This window comes from Streptomyces sp. NPDC102441, from assembly GCF_044765585.1.
Lineage (GTDB): Bacteria > Actinomycetota > Actinomycetes > Streptomycetales > Streptomycetaceae > Streptomyces.
The window spans coordinates 212,145-230,402 of sequence record NZ_JBIWKH010000002.1 but is presented as its reverse complement, the minus strand read 5'-3'; the positions used below and the strand labels follow the sequence as shown (position 1 = coordinate 230,402).

Annotated in this window: 15 protein-coding genes, 2 tRNA genes and 2 pseudogenes; 3 read left to right on the top strand and 16 right to left on the bottom strand. The window is 69.5% G+C overall.

Translation table 11 applies throughout. From position 1 onward, the window contains the following. Positions 1 to 104: 104 nt before the first annotated feature. The gene (locus ACIREO_RS04545; RefSeq protein WP_404104924.1) at positions 105 to 803 is read right to left on the bottom strand and encodes a hypothetical protein; all 699 of its coding nucleotides are present in this window, start codon (positions 801 to 803) and stop codon (positions 105 to 107) included. 146 nt (positions 804 to 949) lie between these two features. Further along, positions 950 to 3,823 (bottom strand): leucine--tRNA ligase, encoded by a 2,874-nt coding sequence (gene leuS / locus ACIREO_RS04540; protein ID WP_404104921.1) that lies wholly within the window; start codon positions 3,821 to 3,823, stop codon positions 950 to 952. Between the two features lie 527 nt (positions 3,824 to 4,350). Between leuS and ACIREO_RS04535 the strand changes: the two are divergent. Continuing rightward, positions 4,351 to 4,940: pseudogene (locus ACIREO_RS04535) on the top strand (NADH-ubiquinone oxidoreductase-F iron-sulfur binding region domain-containing protein); the annotation flags it as partial. Positions 4,941 to 5,062: 122 nt separating this feature from the next. On the opposite strand, the gene ACIREO_RS04530 reads toward ACIREO_RS04535, so the two are convergent. The 9 genes from ACIREO_RS04530 to ACIREO_RS04490 all read right to left on the bottom strand — a co-directional run bounded on the left by ACIREO_RS04530 (position 5,063) and on the right by ACIREO_RS04490 (position 10,074). Next, positions 5,063 to 5,135 (bottom strand) — tRNA-Ala (locus tag ACIREO_RS04530). A gap of 165 nt (positions 5,136 to 5,300) precedes the next feature. Further along, entirely contained in the window at positions 5,301 to 5,534 is a 234-nt protein-coding gene (locus tag ACIREO_RS04525; RefSeq protein ID WP_033305681.1) for a hypothetical protein, read from the bottom strand. A 405-nt stretch (positions 5,535 to 5,939) separates the two neighbouring features. After that, a tRNA-Ala gene (locus ACIREO_RS04520) sits at positions 5,940 to 6,012 on the bottom strand. 115 nt (positions 6,013 to 6,127) lie between these two features. Further along, positions 6,128 to 6,781: a histidine phosphatase family protein gene (locus tag ACIREO_RS04515; protein ID WP_404105732.1), complete on the bottom strand. Its 654-nt coding sequence runs from the start codon at positions 6,779 to 6,781 to the stop codon at positions 6,128 to 6,130. Then, complete coding sequence (gene rsfS, locus ACIREO_RS04510) at positions 6,778 to 7,209, bottom strand: ribosome silencing factor (protein WP_404104918.1); 432 nt, start codon at positions 7,207 to 7,209, stop codon at positions 6,778 to 6,780. The genes ACIREO_RS04515 and rsfS overlap by 4 nt, the downstream gene beginning before the upstream one ends. Before the next feature lie 60 nt (positions 7,210 to 7,269). Next, positions 7,270 to 9,000, bottom strand: coding sequence for an LCP family protein (locus ACIREO_RS04505; protein ID WP_404104915.1), 1,731 nt, complete (start codon positions 8,998 to 9,000; stop codon positions 7,270 to 7,272). 19 nt (positions 9,001 to 9,019) lie between these two features. Next, on the bottom strand, positions 9,020 to 9,637 hold the full coding sequence (gene nadD / locus ACIREO_RS04500; RefSeq protein WP_404104912.1) for a nicotinate-nucleotide adenylyltransferase: 618 nt from the start codon (positions 9,635 to 9,637) through the stop codon (positions 9,020 to 9,022). 38 nt (positions 9,638 to 9,675) lie between these two features. Further along, complete coding sequence (locus ACIREO_RS04495; RefSeq protein WP_404104909.1) at positions 9,676 to 9,837, bottom strand: hypothetical protein; 162 nt, start codon at positions 9,835 to 9,837, stop codon at positions 9,676 to 9,678. A gap of 84 nt (positions 9,838 to 9,921) precedes the next feature. Further along, positions 9,922 to 10,074: a hypothetical protein gene (locus ACIREO_RS04490; RefSeq protein ID WP_404104907.1), complete on the bottom strand. Its 153-nt coding sequence runs from the start codon at positions 10,072 to 10,074 to the stop codon at positions 9,922 to 9,924. Between the two features lie 111 nt (positions 10,075 to 10,185). Between ACIREO_RS04490 and ACIREO_RS04485 the strand changes: the two genes are divergently transcribed. Then, positions 10,186 to 11,358, top strand: a complete 1,173-nt coding sequence (locus tag ACIREO_RS04485) for a M48 family metallopeptidase (protein WP_404104904.1) — start codon at positions 10,186 to 10,188, stop codon at positions 11,356 to 11,358. On the opposite strand, the gene ACIREO_RS04480 is transcribed toward ACIREO_RS04485, so the two are convergent. From ACIREO_RS04480 to proB, 5 genes and pseudogenes are all read right to left on the bottom strand, one after another. Continuing rightward, positions 11,270 to 12,415, bottom strand: coding sequence for a hypothetical protein (locus tag ACIREO_RS04480; protein ID WP_404104902.1), 1,146 nt, complete (start codon positions 12,413 to 12,415; stop codon positions 11,270 to 11,272). The two genes, ACIREO_RS04485 and ACIREO_RS04480, sit on opposite strands and share 89 nt — an antisense overlap. 326 nt (positions 12,416 to 12,741) lie before the next feature. Continuing rightward, positions 12,742 to 13,347, bottom strand: a pseudogene (locus ACIREO_RS04475) (hypothetical protein); the annotation flags it as partial. Positions 13,348 to 13,424: 77 nt separating this feature from the next. Further along, positions 13,425 to 14,708, bottom strand: a complete 1,284-nt coding sequence (locus tag ACIREO_RS04470) for a glutamate-5-semialdehyde dehydrogenase (RefSeq protein WP_404104899.1) — start codon at positions 14,706 to 14,708, stop codon at positions 13,425 to 13,427. Between the two features lie 97 nt (positions 14,709 to 14,805). Beyond that, entirely contained in the window at positions 14,806 to 15,291 is a 486-nt protein-coding gene (locus ACIREO_RS04465) for a hypothetical protein (protein WP_404104897.1), read from the bottom strand. Positions 15,292 to 15,421: 130 nt separating this feature from the next. Next, positions 15,422 to 16,540, bottom strand: coding sequence for a glutamate 5-kinase (gene proB / locus ACIREO_RS04460; protein ID WP_404104894.1), 1,119 nt, complete (start codon positions 16,538 to 16,540; stop codon positions 15,422 to 15,424). A gap of 297 nt (positions 16,541 to 16,837) precedes the next feature. Here proB and ACIREO_RS04455 point away from each other — a divergent pair, with 297 nt between their 5' ends. After that, entirely contained in the window at positions 16,838 to 18,253 is a 1,416-nt protein-coding gene (locus ACIREO_RS04455) for a polysaccharide pyruvyl transferase family protein (protein ID WP_404104891.1), read from the top strand. Positions 18,254 to 18,258 lie beyond the last annotated feature (5 nt).

Below are 18,258 nucleotides of genomic sequence, written 5' to 3'. Positions count from 1 at the left end.
TATCCATCCCTGACGGCCCTCGGACCTTCTGAAGACGTTCAGGACGCGCAGTCACCCGCCGCCCCGACGGCGGACCGCGTCTCCGGCTCCCCGGCTGACACCCGTCAGTTCGTGGTCTCCGGCCTGGCGGACTTCTGCCACGGGTAACCCGTGCGCGGCCGCGGGTCCGCGGGATCGAGCGACGGGGGCGGGGGCGCCTCCTCGTCGGCGGGCCCGCTCCAGCTGTGCCCGGCCGTATCGCCCTGTGCCGCCGGTTCCTCCGTCGTCCAGTGACGCAGCGCCCCGGCCTCCAGGTCGATCTGCGCGTTGAGCGCGGCCAGATCGTCGTCGGCGAACTGCCTGGCCCGGTCACGCGCCGCCCAGCGCAGCGATTCCGCCGAGTGTGTGATGCGCTCCGTGCGCTCCTTCAGCTCCGGCAGCAGCGAGGCGACCGTCGCCCGGTCCGGCTCACGCTCCAACCGCTTGAGGTCGTTGTCGAGCTCGCGTCCGTGCGCGCTGAGGCGCTGGAAGAGCCCCAGCGACTCCGAAAGGGAAGCGTCCTCCGTCGCCCCGGCGTTCAGCGCGTCCTGGGTGGCCCGCATCGACGTACGAAGCGTGAGCCTCAGCTGCGCGAGCTCACCCGCCACGCCCGGCTGACCGTAGCTCTTGGCCCGCAGGGCGGTGTCCTCGACGGAGCGGCGCGCCTGCGTGATCGTCCGGTCCACACCGCGCTTGGCCGCGCGCACCGCCTTCACACCGGCGTACACCCCGAGCGCCATGAACGCCACGAACAGCAGCGTCAGGATCAGAATCACGGATTCCATGAACGCCCCTCGGGTTGTCGGATCGACTGCCGGAGTGCGGTCGCCCTTCTACCGTAAACGGAACGGGCAGGCCGAGGGTTCCACCGGAACCCCCAACCTGCCCGTAGGGGAAAGCCCTGGCCCGCTCTCCCACGGACGGCCCCCCGTTACGCGGGGACGATGTTGACCAGCTTCGGCGCCCGCACGATCACCTTGCGGATCCCGGCCCCGCCCAGTGCGGCGACGACGTTCTCGTCGGCCAGGGCCAGCGCCTCCAGCTCCTCGTCCGAGATCGACGGGGAGATCTCCAGGCGCGCCCTGACCTTGCCCTTGACCTGCACCACGCAGGTCACGGTCTCGTCCACGACGTACGCCGGGTCCGCGACCGGGAAGTCCTGGTGTACGACGGACTCGGTGTGACCCAGCCGGCGCCACAGCTCCTCCGCCACGTGCGGCGCCAGCGGTGCGATCAGCAGCACCAGCCGCTCGGCGACCGACCGCGACAGCGGCCCGCCCGCCTTCGTCAGGTGGTTGTTCAGCTCGGTGACCTTGGCGATGGCGGTGTTGAACCGCATCCCCGCCATGTCCTGGCCGACACCGTCGATGGCCTTGTGCAGCGCCCTCAGCGTGTCCTCGCCGGGCTCCGTGTCCACGACGGTGACCTCACCGGTCTCCTCGTCGACGACGTTGCGCCACAGCCGCTGCAGCAGCCGGTACTGGCCGACGACGGCCCTGGTGTCCCACGGACGCGAGACGTCCAGCGGCCCCATCGCCATCTCGTACAGCCGCAGGGTGTCCGCACCGTACTCACCGAAGATCTCGTCCGGCGTCACGGCGTTCTTCAGGGATTTGCCCATCTTGCCCAGGACACGGCTGACCTTCTCGCCGGCGTGGTAGTACGCCCCGTCGCGCTCCTCGACCTCGGCGGCAGGGACCGCGATACCGCGGCTGTCGCGGTAGACGAAGGCCTGGATCATGCCCTGGTTGTACAGCTTGTGGAACGGCTCGACGGACGAGATGTGCCCCAGGTCGTGCAGCACCTTCGACCAGAAGCGCGCGTACAGCAGGTGCAGCACGGCGTGCTCGGCGCCACCGACGTACAGGTCGACGCCACCGGTCGGCTGCCCCTCGCGCGGCCCCATCCAGTACTGCTCGATCGCCGGGTCGACCAGCCGCTGGTCGTTGTCCGGGTCCAGGTAGCGCAGCTCGTACCAGCAGGAACCCGCCCAGTTCGGCATGGTGTTGGTCTCGCGGCGGTACTTTCGCGGACCGGCGCCGTCGCCCAGGTCCAGGGTGACGTTGACCCAGTCGGCGTTCCGGGACAGAGGGGTCTCGGGCTGAGTGTCGGCGTCCTCCGGGTCGAAGGTGCGCGGTGAGTAGTCCTCGACCTCGGGCAGCTCCAGCGGCAGCATCGACTCGGGCAGCGGGTGGGCGATGCCCTCCTCGTCGTACACGATCGGGAAGGGCTCTCCCCAGTAGCGCTGACGGCTGAACAGCCAGTCACGCAGCCGGAAGTTGACGGTGCCCTCGCCGGCCCCGCGCGCCTTCAGCCACTCGGTGATCTTCGCCTTGGCATCGACGACGCCCAGGCCGTCCAGCGAGACCTCCTCATTGACGGAGTTGACCAGCTTCGCCTCGTACGAGGCGAACGCGTCCTCCCACGCCGAGGTGTCCAGGCCACGGCCGTCCGACGGCTCGACGACGCAGCGCATCGGCAGCTCGAAGGCGCGCGCGAAGGCGAAGTCGCGCGCGTCGTGCGCCGGTACGGCCATGATCGCGCCGGTACCGTAGCCCATCAGGACGTAGTCGGCGATGAAGACGGGAACCATCTCGCCGTTGACCGGGTTGGTCGCGTAGGCCCCGGTGAAGACACCGGTCTTGTCCTTGGCCTCCGCCTGGCGTTCCACATCGGACTTGGCCGCGGCCTGCTTGCGGTACGCGGTGACGGCCTCGGCCGGGTTCGCGTGGCCGCCGGTCCAGACCGGGTGAGTGCCTTCGGGCCAGGCGGCGGGGATGATCCGCTCGACCAGCTCGTGCTCGGGCGCCAGCACCATGTAGGTCGCGCCGAACAGCGTGTCCTGACGGGTGGTGAAGACGGTGATGTCTCCCGCTCCGTCGACGGGGAAGTCGACGCGCGCACCCTCGGAACGGCCGATCCAGTTGCGTTGCTGCAGCTTGATGGCCTCAGGCCAGTCCAGGCCGTCCAGGTCGTTCAGCAGCCGGTCCGCGTAGGCGGTGATGCGCATGTTCCACTGACGCAGCTTGGCCTTGAAGACCGGGAAGTTGCCGCGCTCGGAGCGGCCGTCGGCCGTCACCTCTTCGTTGGCCAGCACGGTGCCCAGTCCGGGCGACCAGTTCACAGGGGCGTCCGAGGCGTACGCCAGGCGGAACTGTCCCAGGATGTCGGCGCGGTCGGCGACGCTCAGTGTGTCCCAACGGCCGCCGCCGGGGACCGGGCGCTCACCGCTCTCGAACTGCGCGACCAGTTCGGCGATCGGGCGGGCCCGGTCGGCCTCGGCGTCGTACCAGGAGTTGAAGATCTGCAGGAAGATCCACTGGGTCCACCTGTAGTAGTCCGGGTCGATCGTCGCGAAGGAACGGCGCTTGTCGTGCCCCAGGCCCAGCCTGCGCAGCTGGACCTTCATGTTCTCCATGTTGGCCTCGGTGGAGGCCCGCGGGTGCGTGCCCGTCTGCACGGCGTACTGCTCGGCCGGCAGGCCGAAGGCGTCGAAACCCAGGGTGTGCAGGACGTTGTGGCCGGTCATCCGCTGGTGACGGGCGTAGACGTCCGTGGCGATGTAGCCCAGCGGGTGACCGACATGCAGCCCCGACCCCGAGGGGTAAGGGAACATGTCCATGATGAACTTCTTGGGCTTGGCGGCCAGCTCCGGATCACCCGCCAGGTCACCGGTCGGGTTGGGTGCCTCGTACGTCCCCTCGGCGTCCCAGAAGTCCTGCCAGCGTGCCTCGATGTCGGCGGCCATCGCAGCCGTATAGCGGTGCGGCGCGGCCACCTCGACCGCGGAATTCGTCTCGCTCATGATCCTCAAAGCTCCATCGATCGTCATCTGCCGGCGCCCACGTCTACGGACACACGTCTACGGAAACGAAAAATCCCCTCGCACAGGAGGGGACGCCGCGCCGAGTCCGACCAGGCAATCTCACCGGTCGGAAATGATCAGCGCGGCTCGCTAAGCAGAAGGCGTACGGCACGCATGGCGTCAGGGTACCGCACAGGCCCGGCGCCCGGCCCGGCACGTAGGCGGCCCGGGAGCCGCACGGAGCCGCCACCGACTCGACCGGAAGGCCCACCAGCGGCGCGAACCTTCCACATGACCCACACACTCCGGAGGTCACTCCGCGTACTGCCCCCTATCGGGGCAACAGTTCAAACCTCGTACCGGCCGGTAGACGGCGACCTGGCATGCGGCAACGGGACCGCACTGCCGAGCCATTCGGAGTCGCCCCCATAAAGCCTCATCGCAGGATCCGTACCTTCCCCTTCATGAGTCCGAGCCCAGGGACGAGCCGCCCGGTACAGGGCGGGCTGACCGTCGCGGCGCTGGTGCACGCCGGCCTGCCCGACGAACCCGGAACGGTCCTGCTCACGGTCTCCGGAGCCGTGGCGCGCCCGATGGTGATCGAGGTACCCACCGGAGTTCCCCTGCGCTACGTCCTTCAATTGGCCGACGCCCCCCGCTGCCCCAGGGTGTGCTCACCGGTGGCTACCACGGCAACTGGATCGGCGCGGCCGCCACTCACACGACGCCATGGTCTCCAGAGCCTCTCTGGCCGCGGCGGGCGGCGCTCTCGGTGCCGGCGCCATCCTGCCGAACGGGCCGGAGACCTGCCCTATCGGTGAGTCGCTGAGGATCGCGAACTGGCTGGCCGCCGAGACCGCGGGCCAGTGCGGCCCGTGCAAGCTGGGGCTGCCTGCCGCCGCGGGGGGTCTCTCCGACGTGTTGAACGGCGGCGGCCCCGCAGCGCTGGAGGCGCTCCGCGAGGTGACCCAGGCTTGAAGGGCCGTGGGCCGTGCAAGCACCGGACGGATCCGCCGGTTTCCTGGCCCCCACCCTCTCGGCGTTCACGGACGACCTCGCCACGCACGTGCTGGACGGCGGCTACGAACAGGCGCCCGCCGGACGCCCCGCGCTGCCGAACGCCCCGCGCGGGGCCCTGGGCAGCGGACGCGGCTGACCCGCACGCTGCCGGGCGGCGGCGGAGGTGACGGATACAACAAGAAGCGGGTCATCCGATTCGGATGACCCGCTTCCTCGCTGTGGAGCTAAGGAGAATTGAACTCCTGACCTCCTGCATGCCATGCAGGCGCTCTACCAACTGAGCTATAGCCCCGTGTTGTGTTGCCGACCGCCTCGGTCTCCCTGGCGACATCGAGAACATTACACGGTCACACCGGCCCATCAAAAATCGTTTCCACTCTGTCCGCATATGGCCAGTGCGCACCGCCCTGACCAGCGGTTGCTCCGTGCCGTGAGCAGTCCGGCCGGAGGTTCCGCGTCAGGCGGTGGCGAAGGAGTAGAACCGCTTCAGGGTGCAGTGCTCCTCGAGCAGCCGGCCGTAGATGGGCTCCCCCTCCAGCTCCCGGTACGTCTCGATGGGGTCGCCTTTTATGATGAGCGCCCGCGCGCACTCCTCACACCAGTACTGGAACTCCGCGTTGACAGGGTCCATGTCGCGGACGATGGGCGTACCGCTGCCGCACCAGTCGCACTTCCTCCTGTGTGCACCCATCCGGTCAGCTCCGAAGATGGCCGCAGGCCGTGCACGCGAAGGAGTCCTCTTGCGAGGCGTCAGGGGAGCGGGTCGCGGTGGGGGTAAGGAGCGGGCCCGGGGCCCGTACGCGGCTCGCAGGCATCGCGCTCCTCCCGATCGGTACGTCGCCCCCTCCGGCGCTCCGATTCTGCCATGACCCCGCAAGGAGGTCAGCCCGACGACCGCCCTGCTGCACGCCTTGGCCCCCGAGGAGGGGCGCCGTCACGGCGGGCGTACCTGCGAAGAAGGAGCTGGAGCGCCCTGTCGGCCCTTGTCCCAGGCGGGCCAGGGCAGTTGAGGCACCACCGGCACGGGCCCGCGCACCGGAGCCCCATAATCAGCAAAAAAAGATCCCGCCCCCTGCCGGGGACGGGATCTTGACTGTGGAGCTAAGGAGAATTGAACTCCTGACCTCCTGCATGCCATGCAGGCGCTCTACCAACTGAGCTATAGCCCCGCTGTTCGCTGTGTTTCCTGCGTTTCCGCGCTGCGAACAAGAAGAACTTTAGCCTGCGACGAGCCGGAAAGTGAAATCCGGCCCCCGCCGCCCGGAGGGAGCCTCCGGGCACCCGCTAGTCGTCGTCCCCGAGCACCGGTTCGGGAAGTGTCCCGGCGTTGTGCTCGAGCAGCCGCCAGCCGCGCGCGCCCTCTCCCAGAACGGACCAGCAGCAGTTGGACAGCCCGCCGAGCCCCTCCCAGTGGTGGGCCTCGAGACCGAGCAGACGGCCGATGGTCGTCCGGATGGTGCCGCCGTGGCTCACGACGACGAGCGTGCCCGCGTCGGGCAGCTTGCCGGCGTGTTCCAGAACCACCGGGGCGGCCCGGTCGGCGACCTCGGTCTCCAGCTCGCCACCGCCCCTGCGGACCGGCTCACCGCGCTTCCACGCGGTGTACTGGTCGCCGTACTGCCCGACGATCTCCTCGTGCGTGAGGCCCTGCCAGGCACCCGCATACGTCTCACGCAGCGCGGAATCGTGTGCGACATCGAGACCGGTGACCGAGGCGAGCTCGGCGGCCGTGGCGGCCGCCCGCCGCAGGTCGGACGCCACGATCGCGTCCGGCTGCAGCGAGGCGAGCAGCCGGGCGGCGCGGCGGGCCTGACCGACGCCGGTCTCCGTCAGCTCGATGTCCGTCGAGCCCTGGAAACGGCGCTCCAGATTCCACGCCGTCTGGCCGTGCCGCCAGAGGACGATCTTGCGGCCCCTGCCGCTGCCGCTGCCGTTCAGCTCTGGTCACCTTCCGTGATGCCGTTGAGCTGGGCGTGCTCCTCGGCCTTGCCCCGGGTCTTGAGCGCGTCCTCAGGGAGGTCGATCTCGGGGCAGTCCTTCCACAGACGCTCGAGCGCGTAGTACACGCGCTCCTCGCTGTGCTGGACGTGGATCACGATGTCGACGTAGTCGAGAAGGATCCAGCGGGCGTCGCGGTCACCCTCGCGGCGCACCGGCTTGGCGCCGAGCTCCTTCAGCAGCCGCTCCTCGATCTCGTCGATGATCGACTTGACCTGACGGTCGTTGGGAGCCGAGGCCAGCAGGAAGGCGTCGGTGATCGACAGCACGTCGCTGACGTCGTAGGCGATGATGTCGTGCGCGAGCCGGTCGGCCGCCGCCTGGGCGGCGGCGTTGATGAGCTCGATGGAGCGGTCCGTGGCGGTCACATGCAGGCTTTCGTCGGCGGTCAGATCGACCTCTAGGGTCTCACGGACCGCCGACAGCCCTTACGACGTCTGCTCGGCGATCTTGTAGTCCTGTCCGAGGGCGACGGACACGTCGGCGTTCGCGGCGGGCTCGCCCTTCTTCACGGCGCTCTCCGGCAGGCCCAGGGTCTTGGCGACCTCGACGGCCTTCACCTTGTCCTCCGCGTCCCCGTAGACCACCTCGGACGATGCCGTGGCGTCCGCCTGGCCGCTGTCGACGAAGGCGTAGCCCCCGTTGACGAGCTGAACCCTGGCGTACTCCGTGCCCTTCGTGTCCCCCGTGACGTTCTTGATGCCGACACGCACAGCCGCGCCCTGCTCCGGAGCCTTCACCTTGCCGCCCAGGACATCCTTGACGACGCTTTCGGTCGCCTTCTCGGTGAGGGTTCCGTCGCTCTGGACCGGGAGCAGCTCCGTCTTGTAGTCGCCCACCTTCGCGTGCCCCGCGAGCTTCGCCAGCGAGACGCCCAGGTCCTGCTCAGGCAAGGAGGGGTCGAGGATCTGCGCGAGGGTCTGGATGGTGACGGTCGCTGCCTTGGGGTCCTCCGACAGCTTGCGCAACACGCTGCGCATGACCTGCCCGAAGCGCGTCAGCTGCTTGGCCTCCGGCTCGCCCGCGCCCTGGTAGGTGGCGTATGCGACGGCCATCGGGCCGCTCAGCGTCTGCGCCTTCCCCTTGTTCACGAGGGGCGCCTCGCCCTTCTTGGAGTCGGGCACAGCGGTGTCGGTGTCGACCTCGATGTTGCCCACGAGCTCCACGAGATTCTCGAGGTAAGGGGTGTCGAGGCGCCAGGTGCCGCTGATGCTGGTGCCGAGCAGGGTGTCGATGGACTCACGGGTGCCGGTGGACCCGTCGTCGTCGACGGACTTGCCGAGCGTGGTGGTGGACCCGTCGTCCGCGGCCACGGCCAGCGAGTTGGGGAGCAGGACGGTGGTGCCCTGTCCGGTGGTGACGTTGTCGACGAGCAGCGCCGTCGAGGTGCCGCCCTTCTTGGTGTTGTGCAGATGGACGACGATGACGTCCCGCTTCTGCGGGCCCGTCGCCGCGGCGTTCTGCGCGTCCTGGCCGGAGACTCCTGGAATCTTTCCCGCGAACCACAGGTAGCCCGCTCCGCCGACGACCACGAGAGCCACCACGACTATGAGTGCGACCATCCGGTTGTGCCCGCGTCGGCGTGCTTCCTCGCGGCGCTCGCTTCGGCTCTCGGTGAATTTCAGCCAGTCGATGACATCTTCGGAGTCCTCGTCGGGCTCCTCGATGAAGGAGAACTGCTCGGTGCGGTAGTCACGGTCGGCACGGCGTGGTCCGGGAACGGCGGTGTCCGGTGCCGGTTCGGGTTCACGCCGCTGTTCCGGGAGCGGGGGCGGAGGCGCGGCCGCCGGGGCGGCAGGGGCCTGGGGGGCGTTCCACTGCTGGGTGGAGTCGTCCACCACGGGCTGCCGGCCCGTGTCGTAGCCGTACGCGCCGTAGCCACCGCCGCCTTCGTCGTACCCGTATCCCTGCTGCGTGGGCTGCGCCTGCTGCTGGGGCTGGGGCTGCTGGGGGGCGTACGGATCGTACTGCTGCGCACCGGCGTACGGGTCGTAGCCGTAGCCCTGCTGCTGCCCGTCCTGCTGGGGCTGCTGGGGCTGCTGGGCATACGGGTCGTACTGCTGCTGGCCCTGCTGCTGGTAGACCGGCTGTCCGTACTCGTCGTAGCCGATGATCTGCGGCTGCTGGTACGGGTCGTACGGGTTGTGTCGGTCGTTCACAGGTGCCCCTCTCCGTGGCTCATTCGCCGCGGTACAGCTGGCGCTTGTCGATGTAGCGGACGACACCGTCCGGCACCAGGTACCAGACCGGCTCCCCCTGCGCGACCCTCGCACGGCAGTCCGTGGACGAGATCGCCAGCGCGGGCACCTCCACCAGCGAGACCCCGCCCTTGGGCAGCCCGTCGTCCGTCAGCAGATGACCCGGCCGGGTCACACCGATGAAGTGGGAGAGCGAGAAGAGCTCCTCGGCGTCCCGCCAGGTCAGGATCTGGGACAGCGCGTCGGCGCCGGTGATGAAGAAGAGGTCCGCGTCGCCGTGGACCGCGCGCAGGTCCCGCAACGTGTCGATGGTGTACGTCGGTCCGCCGCGGTCGATGTCACTGCGGCTGACCGAGAACTGCGGGTTGGAAGCCGTCGCGATGACCGTCATCAGATAGCGGTCCTCGGCCGGCGACACCTGCTTGTGGCTCTTCTGCCAAGGCTGCCCGGTCGGGACGAAGACGACCTCGTCGAGGCCGAAGTGGGCTGCGACCTCGCTGGCCGCCACCAGGTGTCCGTGATGGATCGGGTCGAAGGTCCCGCCCATCACGCCGAGTCGGCGCTTGCCGCGGCCGGTAGGCACTTCCTGCTCTCCCATGCGTGCAGACCCTACTGGCACAGCTGTTCGCCTCTGCCTCAGCGGTCGCGGTTGAAACGGGTGGTGATCCACAGCAGGAGCAGCAGCACGACGAACGCGCCGCCACCGGTGAGGTACGGGCTGAGGCTTTCGTGGTTACCACCCTGCTCGCCTTCGGAGGCGAGGGTGACCAGCTGGTGCGCGGTGCTCGAGAGGCTCATCTTCTGCAGGACCTATCCATCGGGAATCAGGAGGGAGACGTCGCGCACATCGTATGCGGGCGTCGCGGGCACGCTCACGCCGACTCAGTCGTTCTTGTCGTCGTTGCGGTATCCGCGCAGGAGGAACCAGGCGAGCAGGGCAGCTCCGACGAGCGAGACGAGCAGCACGATCCGGAGCGTGTTGCCCGGTCCCTGGTCCTCGGACACGGCGGCGAGCATGACGGCGGTGTGCGGCATTCCGGGCGCTCCTCAAAGTTATCCACAGCCCCCCGCACACCGTAGCGCCAGCACATACGCTGGCTTTTGTCAGGGGGACGAGCAACGTCTCGTACGAACAGGGGGCCATCCATGACCGACGCCAGTCACGAGAGCGTGCCGAGCAGGCACCGCAAGCGATTCCCGGACATTTCCTCACGGGCGTACGAACACCCGGCGGACCGCTCGGCGCTGGTGGCGCTGCGCAGGCTGAGCGGTTTCGACACCGTGTTCAAGGCGCTGAGCGGCCTGCTGCCGGAGCGCAGTCTGCGGCTGCTCTTCCTGTCGGACTCCGTCCGGGTGAGCGACGCCCAGTTCACACACCTCAACGACATGCTGCGGGACGCGTGTTACATCCTGGACCTCAAGAAGGTTCCGCCGATGTATGTGAACCAGGACCCGCAGCCCAACGCCATGTGCATCGGCCTCGACGAGCCGATCATCGTGGTGACGACCGGGCTGGTGGAGCTGCTCGCCGAGGAGGAGATGCGGGCCGTGGTCGGCCACGAGGTGGGCCATGCCCTCTCCGGCCACTCGGTGTACCGCACGATATTGCTCTTCCTCACCAATCTCGCGCTCAAGGTGGCGTGGATCCCCCTCGGTAATGTCGCGATCATGGCGATAGTGACCGCGCTGCGCGAGTGGTTCCGCAAGTCGGAGCTGTCCGCCGACCGCGCCGGGCTGCTGGTGGGGCAGGATCTGCGCGCCTCGATGCGCGGGCTGATGAAGATCGCCGGCGGCAATCACCTCCACGAGATGAATGTGGACGCCTTCCTCGCCCAGGCCGACGAGTACGAGAAGGGCGGTGACCTCCGCGACTCCGTGCTCAAGATCCTCAATGTGCTGCCCAGGACGCATCCGTTCACGACGGTCCGTGCGGCCGAGCTGAAGAAGTGGTCGGAGACCCGGGACTACCAGCGCATCATGGACGGCCATTACCCCAGGCGCGACGAGGACAAGGACGCGTCCGTGACGGATTCCTTCCGCGAGTCCGCGTCGCACTACGCCGACACGGTGCGCACCAGCAAGGACCCGCTGATGAAGCTCGTCGGGGACATCGCCGGCGGCGCGGGCGACCTGGGAGGCAAGCTCCGGGACAAGTTCACCGGTGCGGCCGGCGGAAACGCCGGCCGTGGCGGTGGTGACGCGGGCAAGGGCGGCGCCCCGTCCTCGGACGCTACGGACGCTGCGGACGGTTCCGAGGGGACCTGGCGGCGTGCGGACCCTGAGGAGGGCCCTGAGGAGGGCCCTGAGGCGGGGAGCTGACGGCCAGCGTGCCGCAGAGCGCCGCCCCGGGCACACCCGTGGCATAGGGGTCGGTGCCGGTGGGGCCTCGGGTGTCCGCCCGCTCGCCTGCGAGCAGCGGACGCAGCGCCCCCGTCGTATCCGCCGAGCACGACTGCGGGCCGGCCTGGACGTAGGCGCTGCGCACCTCCAGCCGGTGCAGGCGGATGTCCTCGCGGTCGAGCAGGAAATGCAGGACGCGGCGCACGGTGAACAGCGAGGCCCCGTCGGCCCGGTGGGGGCCGGACACGGCGGGTCGCAGCGCATAGGTGAAGGTGTGGTCGGACACCACCTCCAGGGTGTCCGCCCCCGCCTCGGTGTACGAGAGAGTGCCCTGGACCCGGATGTCGGCGTCGGCCAGTTCCACCTCGGCAGGGTCGAAGCGAACCAGCCAGCCGGTCGCGCTGTGCTCGCCGTCGTCAGTCGGTGAGTCCACGCTTCGGTCGAACTGCGCCGTCTGGTCCGGGTCGAGCAGCCGTCCGACCGGCCGGACGACCCCCGCGGTGAGTACGTCGGGGTCGAGGGAGGAGCCCACCAGGTAGTCCTTGACCGTGACCAGGGCGATGGTCACCTGGCTGTCCGAGAAGTTCTCCGTCCGCCGGACCGGCGGAAGGTTGATGCCTGCGGCTCCCGTGCGGTGACCTGCGGCCGGGCCGTCGGCGAGGAGCGACTCGGCGGTCCCTCCGGGTACGGGGCTTCGGGGGGCGAGTGGGACCACCGTGGTCCGAAGGGGTTCGGCGCGTCTGCCGACGGGCGTCGGGTAGGGGTTGCGGAAGCCGATGTAGACGGCAGCGGCGAACGCCAACGCGATCAGCATGACGAGAGCGATACCCGCCCTGGAGCGGTGCCGACGGGCGCCGCCCCGGCCGGGAAGGGAGCGTACGGCGCGCGCGTGGTCACCCATGCGCTCCTGGGCGGAGAATTCCTGCAGCCGGGCAGCGCGGACGAACGATTCGTCGAAGACGAGTGAGCGGTACTCGTCCTCGTTGCCCGAGGGGTTCTCGGGCGGCCCTTCCGGCGGTTCTCCGCGGCCTGTCATGACTACTCCCGATCTCCGCGCCACCGGCGGGGGCCTGGCGCCGGGATCCGCCTCAGCCGCTCGGCATCGGGCGGACCTGTCCGTCACGGGTTCGGCACATGCACACGTGGCCGGCCCTCTTCCCGGGGACGGGGACGAGAGGAGGGTCACAAGGTCATACCTTCAGATTGGGTCGATCCTCATCAAGCTAAACGCCCCGCAGGCGGGAGCGCAGGACGAGCGCCGCCGGGAGGGCGGCCAGGGGACGGGACGGGAGCGCACGCGGTCCCACCGCCGGAACACGCCCCCTCGGTGCCCTGGCCCCGCACGCACCCGGAGCCCGGCTCAGGTGTGCGGGGAACAGCCGAAACCGCGGGGCGGGAGTAGTCGGCCGAGGCGGACGGAGCCACGCCCGGCTTGTCGACGCCGCTGGTCACCGGCGGTGGGACCGGTGGGACCGGCTCCTGCCGGTTGGCCGCAGCGCCGCGGTACACCGCGCTGAAGGCGAGCGCCACCATCCCGATCCCCATCAGCAGAGCGAGCAGCCAGGCGACCGGCCGGTGCCACCGGGACGAGCCCCGGTAAGGGCGCAGGGAGCCGCCGTGAGGCCCGTAAGGGCTGTTGTCGGCCTCGTAGGCGCCGTCGGGGTCGTCGAGGCCGTAGGAGCCGCCGAAGGCCCTCTCGCGGCCGTACGCGCCGTTCTGGCCGTAGCCGTCGTCGTAGAGGTCGTCGTCAAGGGCTCCGCCGCCGGAACGCGCCCTGCGCGCCTCGGCTTCTGCGCGGTCCTGCGCGGCGGCCAGCAGGCGCTCGACCGCGCTGGGTTCGTGGATCTCGGCGGACCGGACGAAGTCCTCGTCGAACACCACGGAGGCGAAGTCCTCGTCCGCGCCCCCGCGGTCGTCGTCGGGCTCCCAGCCGTCCGGGAACGGCCTGCCCCCCACGTCGTCCGGCACAGCTTCAGCGTAGCCCCGGCGGGGCGATTTGGGCAGGGAGCCCACACATTCGCCCGCCCCGCCCCGGGGCCGCCGGGCTAACGGATGTGGCCGTCGCCGGTGACGATGTACTTCGTCGACGTCAGCTCGGGCAGCCCCATGGGCCCACGGGCGTGCAGCTTCTGTGTGGAGATACCGATCTCGGCGCCGAATCCGAACTGGCCGCCGTCCGTGAAGCGCGTGGACGCGTTCACGGCGACCGTCGTGGAATCCACCAACTGGGTGAACCGGCGGGCCGCCGCCTGCGAGGTGGTGACGATCGCCTCGGTATGGCCGGAGGACCAGAGCCGGATGTGCGCCACAGCCGATTCCAGCGACTCCACGACCGCGGCGGCGATGTCGTACGAGAAGTACTCGGTCTCCCAGTCCTCCGGAGTCGCGGCCACGACGGTGGCCTTGGACCCCTCGGCGTACGCGAGCACCCGCTCGTCGCCGTGCACCGTCACCCCGGCCTCGGCCAGCGCGTCGAGGGCGAGGGGCAGGAAGTCCGCCGCGATGTCCTTGTGGACCAGGAGGGTCTCGGCGGCGTTGCAGACGCTCGGCCGCTGCGCCTTGGAGTTGACCAGGATGTCGACGGCCATGGCGAGATCGGTCTGCGCGTCGACGTACACGTGGCAGTTGCCGGTGCCCGTCTCGATGACGGGCACCGTCGACTCCTCCACGACCGTGCGGATCAGGGAGGCACCGCCGCGCGGGATCAGTACGTCGACGAGGCCACGGGCCCGCATCAGTTCGCGTACCGAGTCACGGTTCTCACCCGGGACGAGCTGCACCGCGTCCGCCGGGAGGCCGGACCCGCCCACCGCGTCACGGATCACCCGCACGAGAGCGGTGTTCGAGGCGTACGCCGACGAGGATCCGCGCAGCAGCACCGCGTTGCCCGACTTCAGGCAGAGCGCGGCGGCGTCGACCGTCACATTGGGACGGGCCTCGTAGATGATGCCGACCACCCCGAGCGGAACCCGCACCTGACGCAGGTCGATGCCGTTGGGGAGGGTGGAGCCGCGGACCACTTCGCCGACCGGGTCGGGCAGCGCCGCCACGTCACGGGTGTCCGCGGCGATCGCGCGGATGCGCTCCGGCGTGAGCGTGAGCCGGTCGACGACCGACTCGCTCGTCCCTGCCTCCCTGGCCTTCGCGACGTCCTCGGCGTTGGCCTCGACGATCTCGCTGGTGCGCACCTCGAGCGCGTCCGCGATCGCCAGCAGGGCGTCGTCCTTCGCCGCGCGCGGGAGTGGCGCGATGTCGTCGGCGGCTGCGCGTGCCCGGTAGGCCGCCTGGGCGACCGGGGACATGTTGTCGTACGGCGAAAGCGTGGTCATGCCCGCAGGGTAATGCGCACGCTGCGGGCATCCGTCACGTATCCCGTGATGCGAGACAGGCGTATCGGTGGCTGTGCACCCGGCCCGTACGCCCCCGTCAGTACGGGTGCACCCCGACGGGGGCGGCCGGTGGCGGTCCGTACCCCTCGGCGATACGCAGGTGGTACGTCTCCCGGTCGATGACCTCGAGACCGACGATCTCCCAGGGCGGGAGCTTCGCGCTGGAGCGGTGTTCACCCCACAGCCGCAGCGCCACCGCGGCGGCGTCGTGAAGGTCCCGGGCCTCTTCCCAGTAACGGATCTCCGCGTGGTCGTTGGCATACCGGCTGGTCAGCAGGAACGGATGATCGTGCGCCAGCTGCTCCAGTCCGCGTCTGACCTCCTTCAGCGGTGTCTCGCTGCCGGAGACGCTGAGGGTGATGTGCCACAGCTTGGAGCGGGTCAGTTCCTCTTCCGTCACCACCGGTTCCTGGTCGGTGGTCCGGTCGGTGGGCGTACCGACGAAGTCGGCTCCCGCTCCGACGCTGGTCAGGGCACGGCTGCCCGTTCCGCGGGGCAGCGCCCCCGGGCGCGCTCGTCTCACCGGCGGCCTCCTGTGAATGTGTAGCTGTGCCGACCCCTTTGTATCCCCGTGACAAAGTTGACCAGCCTGGGGCCGGGTGTGGGGCGGTTTTCGTGAAGGTCTCCGCCCGAAGGCTGGACTTTCAGCCGTTTCAGGGGGTCGGGCGAGGCGCGAGGACGACGAGATCGTCCCTGTGTACGACTTCCCGTTCGTACGCGGGGCCCAGCTCGCGCGCGAGGTCGCGGGTGGACCGTCCGAGCAGCTGGGGGATCTCCTTGGCGTCGAAGTTGACGAGCCCGCGGGCGACGGCCCGGCCTGCGGGGTCCCGCAGCTCGACCGGGTCCCCCGCGGAGAACTCGCCCTCGACCGCGGAGATTCCGGCTGGCAGCAAGGACGTGCGCCGTTCGACGACGGCGCGCACGGCTCCTTCGTCGAGTGTGAGGGCACCCTGCGGGGTCGAGGCATGGGCCAGCCAGAGCAGCCGGTCGGCCGACCGGCGCCCGGTGCGGTGGAAGTACGTGCCGGTGTCGCGTCCAGCGAGGGCGTCGGCGACATGGCTCGCCGAGGTGAGGACGACAGGGATGCCTGCGGCGGTCGCGATCCGGGCGGCCTCGACCTTGGTCACCATGCCTCCGGTGCCGACACCCGCCTTGCCGGTGCTGCCGATGGTGACGCCTTCCAGGTCGGCCGGCCCGCTCACCTCCGCGATGCGGGAGGTGCCCGGCCTGCTCGGGTCCCCGTCGTAGAGGCCGTCGACATCGGACAGGAGGACGAGCAGGTCCGCATGGACCAGATGGGCGACGAGCGCGGCGAGCCGGTCGTTGTCCCCGAAGCGGATCTCGTCCGTGGCCACCGTGTCGTTCTCGTTGACGACGGGGAACGCACCCATCTCCAGGAGCTGGTCGAGCGTGCTGTAGGCGTTGCGGTAGTGAGCGCGCCGGCTGGTGTCGTCGGAGGTGAGGAGCACCTGCCCGACCCGTACGCCGTATCGGGCGAAGGATGCGGTGTAGCGGGCGACGAGCAGCCCCTGGCCGACGCTGGCCGCGGCCTGCTGCCGTGCCAGGTCCTTGGGCCTGCGGACGAGTCCGAGGGGGGCGAGGCCGGCCGCGATGGCGCCGCTGGAGACGAGCACGATCTCGCGCTCCCCGCCGCTCCTGACCTTGGCGAGGACGTCGACGAGCGCGTCCACCCGATCGGCGTCAAGCCCTCCGGCCGCGGTGGTGAGCGAGGAGGAGCCGACCTTGACGACGATCCGCCGGGCATCGGTCACACCTGGCCTGCGCCCCGCGCCGCCCTCGGAGGATGCAGGGAGCGCGCCTTCGGGCTCCCTTGCCGCGCCTTCGGATTCCGTTGCCCCTGACACGTACGCCCGTCCCCATCACGTCGTCCTGCTCGGTTCTCCTCAATCTACGCGAGGGGGCGGGGCAGGTACCGAGCCGTCTCAGCTGCTGTCTCCGCGCGGACGTCACCACACACACCGGTCGGCCCGGGTCACGTTTCGACATGCCCCCGAATGGTGTCATTTACGCAATCTCCACCTGCCATTCATAGAGCTACCCTCTATTGCGTGACAGATGAACTCACCCGCCAGAGGCGTATCCTTCTCAGATCGGGCAAAAGCCCCTTCGATGTAGCGTCGCTCGAACAGTCCCTCGACAGAGATGTCTTCGCGACCAACGCGGGCAACCTGATCTTCAGCGACGCGGCGCACAAGATTCTGACGACTCCGCGGGCAGAGGTCTTCTCCAACGGCATCCGCACGGATGCTGCGGCGGCCGAGCGCATAAACGAGGAGTTCGACGTATTCGTCGTGCCTCTGGCGAACGCCTTCCGCCCCACGTTCGAGCGGCCCCTGAAGCGGATGACGCAGCTGATCAAGCGGCTGCGCATCCCCGTCGTCGTCCTGGGCGTCGGCGCTCAGGCCGACCTCAAGTACGACGCTTCCCGGCTGAAGGCGATGGAGCCGACCGTCAGGGAGTTCGTCACCGAGGTGCTCAACCGCAGTGCCTCCATCGGCGTGCGGGGCGAGTTCACCGAGCAGTACCTCAAGAACATGGGCTTCAAGGACGTCGAGGTCATCGGCTGCCCCTCCATGTTCATGTACGGCGAGACGTTCACCCTCGAGAAGAAGTCCGAGTCGCTCACCGCGGAATCCCGCATCTCGGTGAACGGATCACACAGCGCCGTACGCGCACACGGCCTCGACGCCATCATCCGGCAGGCCCACAAGCGCTATCCGAACCTGCGGTTCATCGGGCAGAACCTCCTCGAGGCCCAGCTGCTGCACTGGCGGGAGACGTCGAACCCGATCGGCGCCCAGACCTCGATGCCGACCCATCCGTCCCACCCGATGTACCGCGAGGGCAAGGTCCGGCTCTACGTCGACCCGGCCACCTGGATCGACGAACTACGCGCGTTCGACTTCTCGTTCGGCTCGCGCATCCACGGAAACATCGCGGCGCTGCTGGCAGGAGTCCCGAGCACCGTGCTCTGCAGCGACTCGCGGACCCTGGAGCTCTGCCGCTACTTCGGCATTCCGCACCGCAAGATCTCCGAGACGCCCAAGAACACCGACCCCGCCGAGTTGTACGAGGCGGCGGACTTCGGCGAGCTGGTGAACGGCCACAAGGAACGCTTCCTCCGCTTCACCGGCTTCATGGAGAAGAACGGCCTGGAGAACACCTTCCACCACGGCGACGGCGGGAAGGCCTTCGACGCGCAGATGTCCAAGCTCGCCCTCCCGCCCGCCGCCCGGCCGTGGACCGACTCCGACCCGGAGACCCTGCGCGGCCGCTTCAGCTGGATGCAGAGCCGGCTGGAGGAGCTGACGGAGGAGAACAACGAGCTGCGGCGGATCCAGCTCACCGGGCGGCCCGACGGACTCGGCACAAAGGTGCGAAACGGTGCGGGCTCCGCCGCCTACCGGCGCGCCCGGCGCGTGGTGGGCCGGCCTGTCAGGAAGTTCCTGCGCCCGGAGCAGTGAGGCCA